The sequence below is a fragment of the Pseudomonas sp. PDM13 genome, from assembly GCF_025685765.1.
Classification (GTDB): domain Bacteria; phylum Pseudomonadota; class Gammaproteobacteria; order Pseudomonadales; family Pseudomonadaceae; genus Metapseudomonas; species Metapseudomonas solani.
In genome coordinates this window covers 54,792-70,066 of the sequence record NZ_JAOTQU010000002.1, presented here as the reverse complement: position 1 = coordinate 70,066, position 15,275 = coordinate 54,792, and the positions used below count along the sequence as shown (strand labels likewise).

General features: G+C 69.0%; 15 protein-coding genes. 6 read left to right on the top strand and 9 right to left on the bottom strand.

The window, feature by feature from the left end; genetic code table 11:
- Positions 1–7: 7 nt before the first annotated feature.
- A complete protein-coding gene (locus OEJ36_RS02255; protein ID WP_263400219.1) occupies positions 8–889 on the bottom strand; it encodes a carboxylate/amino acid/amine transporter in 882 nt (293 codons plus the stop codon).
- Between the two features lie 105 nt (positions 890–994).
- On the opposite strand from OEJ36_RS02255, the gene OEJ36_RS02250 reads away from it, so the two are divergent.
- Entirely contained in the window at positions 995–1,675 is a 681-nt protein-coding gene (locus tag OEJ36_RS02250; RefSeq protein WP_263400218.1) for a FadR/GntR family transcriptional regulator, read from the top strand.
- 66 nt (positions 1,676–1,741) lie between these two features.
- On the top strand, positions 1,742–3,181 hold the full coding sequence (locus OEJ36_RS02245; protein ID WP_263400217.1) for a flavin monoamine oxidase family protein: 1,440 nt from the start codon (positions 1,742–1,744) through the stop codon (positions 3,179–3,181).
- 4 nt (positions 3,182–3,185) lie between these two features.
- Here the strand turns inward: OEJ36_RS02245 and OEJ36_RS02240 are convergent, their stop codons facing one another.
- From OEJ36_RS02240 to OEJ36_RS02220, 5 genes are all read right to left on the bottom strand, one after another.
- Positions 3,186–3,554 (bottom strand): DOPA 4,5-dioxygenase family protein, encoded by a 369-nt coding sequence (locus OEJ36_RS02240; RefSeq protein WP_263400216.1) that lies wholly within the window; start codon positions 3,552–3,554, stop codon positions 3,186–3,188.
- A 56-nt stretch (positions 3,555–3,610) separates the two neighbouring features.
- Positions 3,611–4,216 carry a hypothetical protein gene (locus tag OEJ36_RS02235; protein WP_263400215.1) on the bottom strand — a complete coding sequence of 202 codons (606 nt, stop codon included), beginning with the start codon at positions 4,214–4,216 and terminating at the stop codon, positions 3,611–3,613.
- Complete coding sequence (locus OEJ36_RS02230; protein WP_263400214.1) at positions 4,213–5,493, bottom strand: peptidylprolyl isomerase; 1,281 nt, start codon at positions 5,491–5,493, stop codon at positions 4,213–4,215. The genes OEJ36_RS02235 and OEJ36_RS02230 overlap by 4 nt, the downstream gene beginning before the upstream one ends.
- The gene (locus OEJ36_RS02225) at positions 5,474–6,460 is read right to left on the bottom strand and encodes a phospholipase (RefSeq protein WP_043241872.1); all 987 of its coding nucleotides are present in this window, start codon (positions 6,458–6,460) and stop codon (positions 5,474–5,476) included. The genes OEJ36_RS02230 and OEJ36_RS02225 overlap by 20 nt, the downstream gene beginning before the upstream one ends.
- A gap of 122 nt (positions 6,461–6,582) precedes the next feature.
- Positions 6,583–7,533, bottom strand: a complete 951-nt coding sequence (locus OEJ36_RS02220; RefSeq protein WP_021219922.1) for a choline sulfate utilization transcriptional regulator — start codon at positions 7,531–7,533, stop codon at positions 6,583–6,585.
- Between the two features lie 112 nt (positions 7,534–7,645).
- Here OEJ36_RS02220 and betC point away from each other — a divergent pair, with 112 nt between their 5' ends.
- From betC to OEJ36_RS02205, 3 genes are all read left to right on the top strand, one after another.
- Positions 7,646–9,151, top strand: coding sequence for a choline-sulfatase (gene betC, locus OEJ36_RS02215; protein ID WP_263400213.1), 1,506 nt, complete (start codon positions 7,646–7,648; stop codon positions 9,149–9,151).
- A 52-nt stretch (positions 9,152–9,203) separates the two neighbouring features.
- The gene (choX, locus tag OEJ36_RS02210; protein WP_263400212.1) at positions 9,204–10,130 is read left to right on the top strand and encodes a choline ABC transporter substrate-binding protein; all 927 of its coding nucleotides are present in this window, start codon (positions 9,204–9,206) and stop codon (positions 10,128–10,130) included.
- Positions 10,131–10,250: 120 nt separating this feature from the next.
- Positions 10,251–11,810, top strand: a complete 1,560-nt coding sequence (locus tag OEJ36_RS02205) for a SulP family inorganic anion transporter (protein ID WP_263400211.1) — start codon at positions 10,251–10,253, stop codon at positions 11,808–11,810.
- A 15-nt stretch (positions 11,811–11,825) separates the two neighbouring features.
- Here the strand turns inward: OEJ36_RS02205 and aroE are convergent, their stop codons facing one another.
- Together aroE and hemF are read right to left on the bottom strand one after the other, a co-directional pair.
- Complete coding sequence (gene aroE / locus OEJ36_RS02200) at positions 11,826–12,650, bottom strand: shikimate dehydrogenase (RefSeq protein WP_263400210.1); 825 nt, start codon at positions 12,648–12,650, stop codon at positions 11,826–11,828.
- Positions 12,650–13,570 (bottom strand): oxygen-dependent coproporphyrinogen oxidase, encoded by a 921-nt coding sequence (gene hemF, locus OEJ36_RS02195; RefSeq protein WP_263400209.1) that lies wholly within the window; start codon positions 13,568–13,570, stop codon positions 12,650–12,652. Before hemF ends, aroE begins: the two co-directional genes overlap by 1 nt.
- Before the next feature lie 159 nt (positions 13,571–13,729).
- On the opposite strand from hemF, the gene OEJ36_RS02190 reads away from it, so the two are divergent.
- Positions 13,730–14,707 (top strand): quinone oxidoreductase family protein, encoded by a 978-nt coding sequence (locus OEJ36_RS02190; RefSeq protein WP_263400208.1) that lies wholly within the window; start codon positions 13,730–13,732, stop codon positions 14,705–14,707.
- Here OEJ36_RS02190 and OEJ36_RS02185 read toward each other — a convergent pair whose 3' ends face one another.
- A complete protein-coding gene (locus OEJ36_RS02185) occupies positions 14,708–15,265 on the bottom strand; it encodes an L-threonylcarbamoyladenylate synthase (RefSeq protein ID WP_263400207.1) in 558 nt (185 codons plus the stop codon). It lies immediately after the preceding gene.
- Between the last annotated feature and the right edge of the window lie 10 nt (positions 15,266–15,275).

The following is a 15,275-nucleotide window of genomic DNA, read 5'->3' as shown; positions in this document are numbered from 1 at the left end:
GCCCACCCTACGGTCCAGATTCGGCGCGCTTTGCAGGATGGGCCGAGCGGCCCAGGCGGCTTATCCACAGGGAGGCGAGGATGACTGCACCGCCCAGGGCGAGGCGGGGGAGGTCGGCGTCGCGGTTCCAGATCAGCAGATTGACCACCAGGCCGGCGGGGACGTGGAGTTCGTTCATCACCGCCAGGGTGCCGACGCTGACGGCGGTGCTGCCCTTGACCCACCAGAACATGCCCAGGGCCGTGGCGAACAGGCCCATCCACACCAGCACGCCCCATTGCACGGCCGTTTGCGGCAGGCGCTCGGGATTGCCGAAGAGCAGGAAGGAGGGCAGCGCCAGTAGCAGCGCGCCAAGGAAGAAGTGGCCGAAGAAGCGATGCAGCGACTGCTCCACCGGGTAGCGCACCAGCAGGCGACGGCAGAGCACCTGGCCGGCGGCGAAGGTGGCGTTGGCCACCTGCAGCAGGATGAAGCCCAGCAGGTAGTCGCCCTCCAGGCGGTCGAAACGGATGATCACCCCGCCACCCACCGCCACCAATGCTGCCAGCAGCGCCCAAGGGCTGAAGCGGCGGGACAGGGCGTCGTCCAGCAGGGTCACGTAGATGGGCGTGAGCACGGTGAACAGCAGCACCTCGGGCACCGTGAGCACGGCGAAGCTGCGGTACAGGCACAGGTAGGTGATGCCGAACTGCAGCGCCCCGGCCAGCCAGAACCCCGCCAGCAGCCTTGTCGGCAGCCCGCGCCAGCGGGTGAAGGGCAGGAACACCAGCGCGGCGATCAGCACCCGCGCCAGCACGGCGAAATCGCTGTCCACCCGCCCGGCCAGGTACTCGCCTATGAGGCTGAAGGAAAAAGCCCAGAGCAGGGTGACGACAAGCAGGTAGCGCATGGCGGGTCTCCGAAAACAGGCGGCGGATCATAGGCCGTGGCTCAGCGCGCGTCGATTCGCCACGGGGCCTTGACTTAACTTGGTAACCAAGTAAATTTTCCCGCCATGAACGAATCGATCACACCCGCCCCCAAGGGGCACGCCGCCGACGCCGCGCTGGAAGGCCTGTTCATCGAGATACTCGACGGCCAGCTGGCGCCCGGCGAATCGCTGCCGGCCGAGCGCCTGCTGGCCGAGCGCTACGGCGTCTCGCGCATCACCGTGCGCCAGGCCGTGCACAAGTTGAAGGACGTCGGCCTGGTGGAGGTCCGCCAGGGCGGTGCCAGCCGTGTGCTGGACCCGGCCCGAGCCGATGCACGGATCTTCGAGCTGCTGCTGCGCTGCGCCGACCGGCTGCAATCCGACGCCACCAGCCGCCTGCTACGGGACCTGGCCGAGTACCAGCAGCTCTATGCCATCGGCCTGCTGGAGGCGGCCTCGCGCCATGCCACGGATGCCGAGCGGGAACGCCTGCTGCAACAGGTGGACACCTGTCCGGCCACGCTCGACGCCGCCGAGGCGCAGCGCCTGGAAGATGCCTTCTGGCGGCGCATCACCGCCATCGGCCGCAACCGCATCCTGCAGATGGAAATGGCCCTCTGGCAGCGCTGGACCGACGACCAGGGCGCCATCGACGGCGACCCCGCCGAGCTGCGCTGGTTCTACCTGACCCTGGCCCGCCAGCTCCTGGCTCGCCAGGACCCAGTGCCCTTCTACCTGGCCTCGGTGCGCACCACCTCGGCCTGAACCCGACGACCGCGGGAAGCGGTCGTTTTTTGCCTCCGGCAACTTGGTTACCAAGTGGAGAACACCATGCGCTACCGACTGCTCGAAACCCCCTCACTCACCCGTCGGCACCTGCTGTGCCTCAGCGGCGCCGCCCTGCTCGCCGCGATCACCCGCAGCGGACGCGCGGCGGTCCCCGAACCCGCAGCGCTGGAACTGGATGTCGCGATCATCGGTGCCGGCCTCTCCGGCCTGGTGGCGGCGCGTCGCCTGGCCGGCAGCGGCCTGCGCGTGGCGGTGCTGGAAGCCCGCGAGCGGGTGGGCGGGCGCACCGTCAACCAGCCCATGGGCGATGGCCTGGAGGTGGACGGCGGTGGCCAGTGGGTGGGCGGCGACCAGCCGCTGGTGATGGAACTGGCCAGCGACCTGGGCATTCCCCTGGTGCCGCAGTACCGCGGCGGGCAGATGGCCGCCCTGCTGGGTGGCGAGCGCTACACCTTCGATGCCGACGAGCCGCCAGGGGACGCCGTGCGCGCACTGCAGGCGCGGCTGGAGGCCATGGCGGGGCAGGTGCCCCTGGAAGCCCCTTGGAGCGCAGCCCGCGCCGAAGAGTGGGACCGCTGGAGCCTCGCCGCCTGGCTGAAGGCCGAGCGCGTCGATGCCGAGGCTGTCGAGGCGGTGTCCACCACGGTCGCCACCACCCTGAACAGCGCGCCGGACCGGGTCTCGCTGCTGTGGTTTCTCTTCTACCTGCACTCCGCCGGCGGCTTCGCCGCGCTGGACGACCAGGCCCAGCAGTTCCGCCTGCAGGGCGGCGCGCAGCGGCTGTCCCTGAACCTGGCGCAGCAACTCGGCCCCTCGGTGTTACTGGGCGCGCCGGTGCGGCGCATCGAGGGCTGGGATCAGGAGGCGGTCACCCTGGATTGCGCTCTGGGCCGCCTGTGTGCTCGCCGGGTGATAGTGGCGATGATGCCCGCCGACATGGCCCGCATCGGCTTCTCACCGGCACTGCCCAAGGGGCGCGCCGCCCTGCAGAAGGGCTGGACCGGCGGCAGCGGCATGAAGGTGCACCTGAGCTATGCGCGGCCGTTCTGGAAAGAGTCGGGGCTCTCCGGTGCCGGCTTCATCGACAGTGGGCTGGTACAGATGACCTTCGATGGCAGCCCCGCTCACCAGGGCCTGGGCGTACTGCTGGCTTTCCTCGACCCGGCGCGGGCGGGGAGCAATGCTCGCAAGCGCCAGGCACGGGTGCTGAAGGAGCTGGTGCGACTGTTCGGCGAGGAAGCGGGCCGACCGCTGGCCTACGTGGAGCAGGACTGGAACCGCGAGCCCTGGACCGCCGGCTGCGTATCACCACTGCCGCCTGGCCTGCTTAGCCGCCATGGCCGCCACCTGCGCGCGCCCCTGGGCAACCTGCACTGGGCCGGCAGCGAAACGTCGTCTGTCTGGTGCGGCTACCTGGAAGGCGCGGTCCGCGCCGGCCAGCGCGCGGCGGACGAAGTCCTGGCGACCCTGCGCCCGGCCTGAGCCGCTAGAGGTCGTACTCGATGGCGCCGTCGCTGAGGTCGGAAAGGTCCAGCGGCCGCACGGCGCCCATCCACATCGGGTAGTCGCGGTGGTCGCGCAGGTCGCTGCCGGTGATGGGGTGGACCAGCACGTTGAGGCCGGCGCGGTTGAGGGCGAGCCAGGGGATGAGTTCGCCGAACAGCTCGGGGCGGAAGGCCAGCTGGCAGCTCCAGTCCGGGTGCGGGCCGACGGGCTGGCGGTGCATGCGGCCCATCTTCAGGGGGAAGCGGCGCGCGGCCTCTTCGCAGAGTTCGCGGGCCTGTTCGAAGCTGTCCGCGTCGTAGTAGATGTGGGCGTGGAAGCCCTTGATGCGGGGTAGGGGGGCAGCCTGCATGTTCACCTCTCTCGGGTACCGACGCGCCATGGTACCCGCAACCCGCCCAGCCTGGCTCAGGGTTTGGGCGGTGTCGGCGCGGTACCGCCGGGCAGCAGCTGCGGCGCCTGTCGCTCCAGCTTGCTCTGCAGGGCTTCCAGTTGCTGCAGGGCGGCGCGGGCTTCGTCCAGCTCGGCGGCTGTGCGCTCGCCGCTCTGGGCTGCCGCCTCGATACGCGCGCGGATCTCCGGGATCTGTTGCACACCACTGGTGTAGGCCTGCACCAGCTCGCGGGCCTGCCAGTCTTCCAGCGCGGCGTACTGGCGTGGGTCGGCCAGCTCGGCGGCAGTGGCCCCCTGGCGGGGCTTGAGGCCGCCCAGCTCGGGCCGGCGCGGGTCGCCTTCCTGCTCCATCATCTGCATGAAGAGAATGGCGTCCTGCTGGTCCAGGGGCCGTTCCTCCGGCACCGCGGCGGCCACCTGGGCCACGGCAGGACGGGGCGCAGGTGTCGGAGCGGGGCTGAGCACCGGCTCACGGGGCGTTGAAGCTTCTATCACCCTGGGTCGTACCACCGGCGCCGCTTCGACGGCGGCCACGGGCGTCGGCTCCAGGGTCACCATGATTCCCGCCACAGCCACGGCGCCCGCACTGCAGACCAAGGCGGTGCCTATCCAGCCCTTCACAGGCCTTCCACCTTGGCGCTGGCCAGCAGGGCACCGAGTTGCGCGTCCACCTGGGCGGCGAGCTTTTCCCGCGCCACGGCCTGGTTCACTTCGAAGCGCACGCTGCGGTCGTCCAGGGGCAGTTGGCGGTCCTCGCGGCTGCGCACCCGGACGATCTCGAAGGCGCCGTCGATGTGCATGGGCTGGGACAGGCTGTCGGCCTTCTGGATCAGCGCGGTCTTGCGCAGCAGGTCGAGGTCCGCGTCAGCGGGGCGGATCAGCCCCAGGTCGCCTGGCGGCATGCGGGTCTTGTCCTCGGCCTGGGAGTAGCGACGCACCGCTTCGTCGAAATCCAGGCCCTTCTGCAACTCCTCATAGACGCGGTCGGCGCCGGCCTGGTCGCCCAGGCGGATGTGCGCGGCCTGCACCTGGGCGACGTTGCGGTATTGCGCCAGGTTGCGCTGGTAGTAGGCCTGGGCCTCGGCATCGGTGACCTGGGCGGCGAGGGCGCGCAGGGCGTCGGACTCGTGGTGGAAGTCGCTGTAGAGGCCGATCTGGTGCAGGTAGCGGTGGCGCACCAGGCGGTCCCGCACCAGGGCTTTGACGCCCGCGCGCTCGGCCTGGGTGAAGCCGTCGCGGCCCAGGCGGTACCAGAGGTGATCACGCTGCACCCGGGCCTGCACCTGGCGCGCCAGGTATTCCAGATTGCCCTTCTGCAGCTCCACCTGGCCCTGGACGTTGTCGCCACGGTAGAGGTCCAGCAGGTCGAGGCTGTGCTCGGGCTCGCCGGGGAACTGCCAGCGGATCAGCTCCACCTTGGCCGCCGCCTGCTCCTGGACCGGGCCGAGCACCAGGCTGTTGGCCACCAGCACGCTGCTGGACGGCGCCAGCACCTCGCGCAGGCGCTTCGAATCCAGAGGCTTCGGCTGGCGGAGGAAGGGGCGCATGTCCTGGCGGGCGTCGCGGCCGTAGTACTGCTCCAGCAGGTTGCCAGCCTCGATCTCCACCGTGGCGTCCAGGTCGGCGCGGCTCTGGGCGTTGAGCTGGCCCTCCACGTCGCGGGCCAGCAGGTGGTTCTCCACCAGGCCACGGCGCAGCTGCGCCGGGTCGGTGTTGAACTTCACCCGCGACAGCACCTGCTGCAGCAGGGCGATGCTGCGCCCGGGCAGCAGCTCGCCGTCGATGCGCAGGTCCTTGGCGGTGGGCATGGCCTGGGCCGCGCCCAGGTACAGCCCCAGCACCAGGCCGGCCAGTTGCCGGGCCCGGTGCCGGAGTCCATCAGAGTGCCTTGGGTGCATTGAAGCTGTTGGCTCCCTTGGTCAGGACGCTGACGGTGAGCGCGATGGATTCGGGGATCAGCTCCTTGGCCACGCGCAGGCGGGTTGCATAGCTGGTGTCGTAGAGCGGCTCGGGGTGCGCGTAGGCGACGCGGCCGGTCTGCAGCATCAAGTCGCTGACGCTGCGGCTGGCGTCGTAGCGGCCGATGAGGTTGGCCACCGCGGCCTGGTCGTTGAGGCGTTCGCTGGCGTAGTGGTCGTCGACCCAGCCTTCCCAGCTGGAGTGGCCGTTGGCCGAGGTGATCCACACATGGTGGGGCTGGGCCACGTCGCCCGTGGCGTGCAGCGCGTAGCCGATGGTCTGCAATGAGGGCGCGGCGCGGAACTGGTCGAACCAGTAGCTGGCGAGGTTATCCACAGGCTGGAAGGCGGCGTTCTGGAAGTCGCCGTAGTGCTCCTGCCAGTCGGAGCGGCTGCCACGGCGGTAGTGGGCTTCGGTGGTGTCGAAGTCGGCCCGCTTCAGCTCGCGGTTGTAGAGGTAGACCATGGCGTACCAGTCGACGTCTGAGATGCCGCCGTCGACCTTGTGGTAGCGGTAGTCGTAGCCGCCGTGACGGTTGCCGTGGGCGTCGCCCTCGCGGGTGAGGTTGAGGAAGTGCCAGTAGGAGGTGTAGTTGACGATGCCGGACGCGGCGCCCCACAGCGGCGCGTGCTCGTAGCCGACCCACCAGCCACCCAGGCGCGTGTCCTTGAAGTCGTCCACGTCATAGGCGGCCTGACCGAGGGTTTCGCCCGCCTTGGCTTCGCTGCCGGCCGCGCTCACGTAGAAGCTGTAGGCCCGGCGCATCTCCTCCGTGGCATAGGGGGAGTTCATGTAGGCCAGTGCATCCTTGACGATGTTCTTGTGGGTGGGCTGGGACCAGGCGTTGGCCTGGCCGGCCATGGCGCAGATGCAGAGTCCTGCAGCCAGGTGGACGAGGGGTTTCATCGGCAGCACTCGGGGAAGTGAATGACCCCAGAAGTGATAGCCGCGCTTTGTGCAACCCGAATGACAGCTCGCGCCCTTTATGGGACTGGCGTCTCAAAATCCTGCAAACCCAACTCCGCCCGTCAGACGGCGATGCCCTCGCGGTTGCGGATACGCTGCACCGGGTCTTCGTCCGCCAGCTCGCGCTGCAGCCAGTCGACGAAGCAGGCCACTACCCGCGCCCGGCGCTTGCGCTCGGGCAGCACCACGTAATAGCCGAAGTCGGAGGTGAGGCTGCCTTCGATCACCCGCGCCAGCAGGCCCTGCTCGATGAGGTCGTCCACCAGGTAGCGCCAGCCGATGGCCACGCCCTGGCCGGCGATGGCGGCCTGCACCAGCAGCGTGTAGTTGTCGAAACGCAGGGAACCGGAGCCCGGCGGGCGGTCGATGCCCAGCTCGCGGAACAGCGCCTCCCAGTCGAACCAGCGGGTGCGCACCTCGGGCTTGAGGTGCAGCAGCGGCAACTGGGCGAGGGCGGCGGCGGGCAGGGGGGCGGCCTGATCCTTGAGCAGGCGTGGGCTGCAGATGGGGAACACCTCTTCGCGGAACAGCAGCAGCGCGTCGCCGTGCTTGAAGCGGCCGTCACCGAAGGCGATGGCGACGTCGATCTCCGAACGCAGCATGTTCATGGTGCGGTCGCTGGTCACCAGGCTGACGTCGATTTCCGGGTGGGCTTCGTGGAAGCGGTGCAGGCGCGGCATCAGCCAGTAGGCGGCGAAGGCGAAGTCGGTGGCCACCTGCAGCACCTCGTGCTGGGCCCGCGCACCCACCGCCTCCAGGCCGAGGTTGATGGCGCGCAGGCCGTCCTGCACATGAACGAAGAGCAGGCGGCCGCTGTCAGTCAGTTCGATGCCGCGGTAGACGCGGTCGAACAGCCGCGTCGCCAGCTGCTTCTCCAGGCGCTGGATCTGCTGGCTCACCGCCGGCTGGGTGGTGCCCAGTTCCACCGCCGCGGCGGTGAAGCTCAGGTGGCGCGCCGCCGCTTCGAATACGCGCAGCAGGTCGAGGGAGAGTTCGGGTTGCAGGTCTGCCATAACGATTACTTATCCGAGGCATGTCCGCCCATGCGGTTTACCGAAAAGGTGCGGCGATTCCATGATCGACGCCAGCACTCTCGCATAAACCGATCATATGGATGAAGGCCCCATGAACCGCCCCAACATCCTCTTCATCATGGCCGACCAGATGGCCGCGCCACTGATGCCCTTCCACGGTGGCCTGCCCCTGCACATGCCCAATCTTTCGCGCTTGGCGGAACGTGCCGTGGTGTTCGACTCGGCCTACTGCAACAGCCCGCTCTGCGCGCCCTCGCGCTTCACCCTGGTGAGCGGCCAGCTGCCGTCGAAGATCGGTGCCTACGACAACGCCGCCGACTTCCCCGCCGACGTGCCCACCTACGCCCATAACCTGCGCCGCCTGGGTTACCGCACCGCGCTGTCCGGCAAGATGCACTTCTGTGGCCCGGACCAGTTGCACGGCTACGAGGAACGCCTGACCAGCGACATCTACCCCGCCGACTACGGCTGGGCGGTGAACTGGGACGAGCCGGACGTGCGCCCGAGCTGGTACCACAACATGTCCTCGGTGCTGCAGGCCGGGCCCTGCGTGCGCACCAACCAGTTGGATTTCGACGATGAGGTGGTGTTCAAGGCGCGCCAGTACCTCTACGACCATGTGCGTGAACAGGCCGGGCGGCCCTTCTGCCTGACGGTGTCGATGACTCACCCCCACGACCCCTACACCATTCCCCGCGAGTACTGGGACCTGTACCGCGAGGAGGACATCCCGCTGCCCTCGGTGCAGCTGGCCCAGCATGAGCAGGACCCGCACGCCCAGCGCCTGCTGAAGGTCATCGACCTGTGGGACAAGCCGCTGCCCGAGCAGAAGATCATCGACGCCCGCCGCGCCTACTTCGGCGCCTGCAGCTACGTCGACGCGCAGATCGGCACCCTGCTCAAGACTCTGGAGGACTGTGGCCTGGCCGAGGACACCATCCTGGTGTTCTCCGGCGACCACGGCGACATGCTTGGCGAGCGCGGCCTCTGGTACAAGATGCACTGGTTCGAGATGGCCGCGCGGGTGCCGATGCTGGTGCATGCGCCGCAGCGTTTCGCGCCGCGCCGGGTGAAGGCTTCGGTCTCGACAATGGACCTGCTGCCGACCCTGGTGGAACTGGCCGGCGGCACCCTGGACCCACAGCTGCCGCTGGACGGCCGCTCGCTGCTGCCGCACCTGGCGGGCGAGGGCGGGCATGACGAGGTGTTCGGCGAATACATGGCCGAAGGCACCACCAGCCCGTTGATGATGATCCGCCGTGGCCCGTGGAAATTCGTCTATTCGGAACAGGACCCGCTGCTGCTCTTCAACCTGGAAAGCGACCCTCGCGAACTGGAGAACCTGGCCGCATCCGCGAGCCACCGCGAGGTGCTCGAGGCCTTCCTCGCCGAAGCCCGGGCGCGCTGGGACATCCCCGCGATCCACCAGGCGGCGCTCGCCAGCCAGCGCCGCCGCCGCTTCGTCGCCGGCGCCCTGGAGCAGGGCCGGCTCACCAGCTGGGACCACCAGCCCTGGGTGGACGCCAGCCAGCAATACATGCGCAACCACATCGACCTCGATGACCTGGAGCGCCGCGCACGTTATCCACAGCCATGACCAGAGGGGACGAACCCACGGCCGGCCACACCTTCACTCACAAGGAAAAGGCATGAAGACCACCACCACCCTGTTCGCCGCCGCGCTGCTTTCCAGCGCCCTGATCGCCACCGCTCAAGCCGAGGACGCCCGCTGCGCCACCGTGAAGCTGGGCGACCCGGGCTGGAGCGACATCGCCGTCACCAACGGCGTCGCCCGCCTGCTGCTGGACGGCCTGGGCTACAAGGCCGAGACCCAGACCCTGGCGGTGCCCATCATCTTCGCCGGGCTGCAGAAGGGCCAGGTGGACGTCTTCCTCGGCAACTGGATGCCGGCCCAGCAGAGCAACTACGACAAGTTCGTCGCCGCCGGCGAGGTGGACAAGGTGGCGCAGAACCTCGGCGGCACCGAGTACACCCTGGCGGTGCCCACTTACGCCTATGACGCGGGGGTGAAGACCTTCGCCGACCTGGACAAGCACGCCGACAGGTTCAAGCACACCCTCTACGGCATCGCCGCCGGCTCGCCGGCCAACATCTCCATCCAGGACATGATCAAGGGCGATGAATTCGGCCTGGGCGACTGGAAGCTGGTGGAGTCCAGCGAGCAGGCGATGCTGGTGCAGGTGGGCCGCGCGGTGAAGCGCAAGGAGTTCGTGGTGTTCCTCGGCTGGACCCCGCACCCGATGAACGTGCAGTACGACATGAAGTACCTCAAGGGCGGCGAGAAGTACTTCGGCGAGAGCGGCACGGTGAACACCCTGGCGCGCAAGGGCTACGCCCAGCAGTGCCCCAACGTCGGCAAGCTGCTGGCCAACCTGGCGTTCACCCAGGAGATGGAGAACGCGGTGATGAACGAGGTGCTGAGCAAGAACGCCAGCAACGACGAGGCGGTGAAGGCCTGGCTCAAGGCCAACCCGCAGGTGGTCGAGGGCTGGCTGCAGGGCGTGACCACCCGCGAGGGTGGCGACGGGCTGGCGGCGGTGAAGGCGAAGCTGTGATTCGCGGGGGCCATGAAACGGCCCCAATTCGCCCGAGGTGGCGTATGGTCGCTGCCCATCGCGATTGAAAGTTCGCACCACGTTTCCCACGCCTGCCGATGAGGCCCTGCCCGTCCCACGATGAAGCCTTCCACCCTCTTCCCCTTCCTCGACTGGCTGCCCCGGACCACCGGGCGCAGCCTCGGGCGTGACGCGCTGGTGGGCCTCACCGGCGCCATCCTCGCCCTGCCGCAATCCATCGCCTATGCGCTGATCGCCGGGCTGCCGGCCGAATACGGCCTCTATGCCGCCGTGGTGCCGGTGATCATCGCCTGCCTCTGGGGCTCGTCCTGGCACCTGATCGGCGGGCCGACGGCGGCGATCTCCGTGGTGCTGTTCGCCAGCGTCAGCCCCCTGGCCCTGCCGGGCAGCGGCGACTACATCGCCCTGGTGCTGCTGCTGACCTTCCTCGCCGGGCTGTTCCAGTGGCTGCTCGGTGTCTTGCGCTTCGGCGCCCTGGCCAACTTCGTCTCGCAGTCGGTGGTGATCGGCTTCACCTGCGGTGCGGCACTGGTCATCGCCCTGGGGCAGATCCCCAACCTGCTCGGCCTGCCCAGCCTGGAAGGCCGCGCTACGGCATTGCAGGGCGCACTGGAACTGGCCGGGCACGTGCGCGAAGTGCATGTGCCTTCGGTGCTGGTGGCGCTGGCGACCCTGGTGGTGACGCTGCTGCTGCGACGCTTCGCCCCGCGCCTGCCGGCCCTGTTGCTGGGCCTGGTGGCGGGCAGCCTGCTGGTAATGGCGTTCCCCGCCAGCATGGCCGGCGTGCCACTGGTGCCACCCTTCGAGGGCAGCCTGCCGCCGTTCACCACGCTGCGCTTCGACCTCGACGACATCCTGCGCCTGCTGCCGTCGGCGGTGGCCTGCGGCCTGCTCGGCCTGGTAATGAGCCTGTCCATCGCCCGCGCCCTGGCCGCGCAGTCGCAACAGGTGCTGGACGCCAACCGCGAGACCCGGGGCCAGGGCCTGTCCAACCTGGTCGGGGCCTGGTTCTCCGGCTATCTCTCCAGCGGTTCCTTCACCCGCTCGGCGCTGAACCTGCAGGCCGGCGCCCATTCACCCTTGGCGGGGGTGTGCTCGGCGGTGTGGGTGGCGCTGTTCGCCCTGGCGGGCGCGCGGCTGATCGCCCATATCCCGTTGCCGGCGATGGCGGCGAGCATCCTGCTGATCTGCTGGAACCTGATCGACCTGCCGGGCATGCGCCAGCTGTGGCGGGTGAGCCGGGCGGAGTTCGTGGTGATGGCGCTGACGGCCTTGGCCACCCTGGTGCTGGAGCTGCAGACGGCGATCTACGCGGGGGTGCTGGCGTCGCTGTTCTTCTACCTCAAGCGCACCTCGCAGCCGCGCGTGCTGCATTCCGGCGATGCCGAGGAGGAGGTGCTGCGCATCGAGGGCTCGATCTTCTTCGGCGCCTGCCCCTATGTGCAGCGGCTGATCCAGCGCAGCCGGGGCAAGCGCCTAGTGCTGGACGGGCACCACATCAACTTCATCGACTTCGCCGGGGTGAGCCTGCTGCACAACGAGGCGCGGCGCCTGGACGGCGAGGGCCGCACCCTGGTGCTGCGCCGCGCCCGGCCCCATGTGGAGCGCGAGCTGCGCAAGCTGGAAGACGAGCACAGCCGGCTGGTGATCGAGCCGTAGCCCGGGGCGACCGAATCAGCCCTGGGCCAGCAGCCGGCGCAGTTCGGCGAGGACCGGCGCCGTTTCCGGGCGCACACCACGCCAGAGCAGGAAGGCTTCGGCCGCCTGCTCCACCAGCATGCCCAGGCCGTCGAGGGTACGCGCGGCGCCCTGCTCCTGGGCCCAGCGGTTGAAGGCGGTGGTCTGCGCGCCGTACATCATGTCGTAGCAGACCGTGTGGCCGGCCTCGATCAGGCTCGGCGAGATGGGCGGCAGCTCGCCGGCGAGGCTGGCGGAGGTGCCGTTGACGATCAGGTCCACCGGCTCTTCCAGCCAATCGAAACCACTGGCCAGCACCGGGCCCAGGTCGGCGAATTCACGGGCCAGCTGCTCGGCCTTATCCACCGTGCGGTTGGCGATCACCACCGCAGCCGGGCGCTGGGCCAGCAGGGGTTCTAGCACGCCACGCACGGCACCACCAGCGCCGAGCAGGAGGATGCGCTTGCCGGCGAGCTCGAGCCCGGCGTTGCGCATCAGGTCGCCCACCAGGCCGGCGCCGTCGGTGTTGTCGCCCAGCAGGCTGCCGTCATCCAGGCGCTTGAGGGTGTTCACCGCACCGGCGCGGCGGGCGCGCTCGCTGAGGCTGTCGGCCATCTGGAAGGCCTGTTCCTTGAAGGGCACGGTGACGTTGCCGCCCAGGCCCTGCGCGAAGAAGGCGCGGGCGAAGCCGGTGAAGTCGTCCAGGGGCGCCAGCAACGCCTCGTACTCCAGGGCCTGGCCGGTCTGCGCGGCGAACAGGCGGTGGATCAGCGGCGACTTGCTGTGGCCGATGGGGTTGCCGAAGACGGCGTAGCGGTCCATCAGAGCCCTGCCTCCTCAAGCCAATTTCTGTCCTGAAGGAAGTACTCCGTCAGGCGCGCTTCCTCGCTGCCCGGCTCCGGTTTCCAGTCATAGCCCCAGCGCACCTGGGGCGGCAGGGACATGAGGATGGATTCGGTACGACCACCGGATTGCAGGCCGAACAGGGTGCCGCGGTCGAACACCAGGTTGAACTCCACGTAGCGGCCGCGGCGGAAGGCCTGGAACTCGCGCTGCTGCTCGGTGAAGGGGGTGTGGCGACGCTTGCGCACGATGGGCAGGTAGGCCTGGATGTAGGCGTCGCCGATGGCGCGCATGAAGGCGAAGCTGGTGTCGAAGTCCCACTGGTTCAGGTCGTCGAAGAACAGGCCGCCGATGCCGCGCGGTTCGTTGCGGTGCTTGAGGTGGAAGTAGCGGTCGCACCATTCCTTGTAGCGCGGGTAGACGTCTTCGCCGAAGGGCGCGCAGGCGTCGCGGGCCACCTGGTGCCAGAGCACGCAGTCTTCCTCGTGGGCGTAGTAGGGGGTCAGGTCGAAGCCGCCACCGAACCACCAGACCGGCTCTTCGCCTTCCTTCTCGGCGATGAAGAAACGCACGTTGGCGTGGGAGGTGGGGATGTGCGGGTTCTCCGGGTGGATCACCAGGGACACGCCCAGGGCCTGGAAGCCACGGCCGGCCAGCTCCGGGCGATGGGCACTGGCCGACGGCGGCAGGCTGCTGCCGAACACATGGGAGAAGTTGACCCCGCCCTTCTCGATCAGCTTGCCGTTTTCCAGCACGCGGGTGCGGCCGCCACCGCCGGCAGGGCGCTCCCAGGCTTCTTCGAAGAAGCCGGCGCCGCCGTCCTCGGCTGCCAGTTCGGCACAGATACGGTCTTGCAGATCGAGCAGGTAGGCCTTCACGGCCTCAATGTGTTTACTCACGTCGAATGCACCTTGAATCGGCTTGCGAGCGCCAGCTGGCGGGGCTTGCAGGGGAAAAAGAGGGCGCAAGCATACCACCGCAGGGGCCGTGCAGTGGCTTGACGCCGATCAAGCGGAAGGCTTGGATTGGGGCTTTCCCCAGATGAAGGAGAGTCGGCCATGGCCAGACGCGTGCAGTTTTCCCAGTACGGCGGTCCCGAGGTGCTCGAACTGGTGGAGGCGCCCATCGCCGAACCGGGACCGGGCCAGGTGCGGGTGCGCAACCACGCCATCGGCCTCAACTTCATCGAGACCTATTTCCGCAGCGGCCTGTATCCGGCCGCCTCCCTGCCTTCCGGGCTGGGCAACGAGGGTGCCGGCGAGGTGGATGCCGTGGGCGCGGGCGTCGAGCACCTGAAGGTGGGCGACCGGGTCGGCTACGGCACCGGGCCCCTGGGTGCCTATGGCGAGTACCACGTGCTGCCGACGGCCAACCTGGTGAAGCTGCCGGACGCCATCAGCTACGAGCAGGCGGCGGCGGTGATGCTCAAGGGCCTGACGGTGCAGTACCTGCTGCGCCAGACCCACGTGCTGAAGGCCGGCGAGACGGTGCTGTTCCATGCCGCCGCCGGCGGTGTCGGCTCCATCGCCTGCCAGTGGGCCAAGGCCATCGGTGCACGCCTGATCGGGGTTGCCGGCTCCGTCGAGAAGGCCGAGCGGGCCAAGGCCCTGGGTGCCTGGGCCTGCATCGACAGCAGCCGCGAGAACGTGGTGCAACGGGTGCTGGAGCTGACCGAAGGGCGCAAATGCCCGGTGGTCTACGACTCGGTGGGCAAGGACACCTGGGAAACCTCGCTGGATTGCGTGTCCCCGCGCGGGCTGCTGGTGAGCTTCGGCAATGCCTCGGGCGCGGTAAGCGGGGTCAACCTCGGGGTGCTGGCGCAGAAGGGTTCGATCTACGTCACCCGGCCGACGCTGGGCAGCTACGCCGACACGCCGGCGCATCTGCAGGCCATGGCCGACGAGCTGTTCGGGATGATCGCCAGCGGCGCGCTGAAGGTGGAGATCGGCCAGCGCTATGCCCTGGCCGATATCGCCCGCGCCCATGCCGACCTGGCAGGCCGGCGCACCAGCGGTTCGAGCGTGCTGCTGCCCTGATCAGGAGGCGCGCACGACCTGGCCGGTGACCAGGTCGCGGATGGTGCTGGGGTTGCGGCGGCCCCCGAGGGCGCCCACCAGCACGGCATCCAGCTCGCCGGGGAAGTACTGCTGCACACGCAGGCGCGACACGGCGGAAGGCCGTCCGGCGGGGTTGGCGGAGGTGGACACCAGCGGCCCGACCTGGGCGCACAGGGCACGCACCACCGGGTGATCGCTGACGCGCAGGGCAACGCTTTCGTGCTGCCCGGTGATCCATTCCGGCAACAGGTTCTGGTGCGGCACCAGCCAGGTGTTGGGGCCGGGCCAGGAGGCGGCCAGCGTGTCCTTCCATTCATCGGGCAGGTCGTCGAGGAGGAAGTCGAACTGCTCGATAGCGTCGGCCACCAGGATCAGCCCTTTCTCCACCGGCCGCGCCTTGAGCGCCAGCAGGCGGTAGACGGCGTCCTCGTTCCAGGGATCGCAGCCGAGCCCCCAGACGGCTTCCGTGGGGTAGGCGATAACACCGCCATCGCGCACCATCCGCGCCACTTGCTGAACCCGCCAGTTGCTGACCATTGCCCACTCC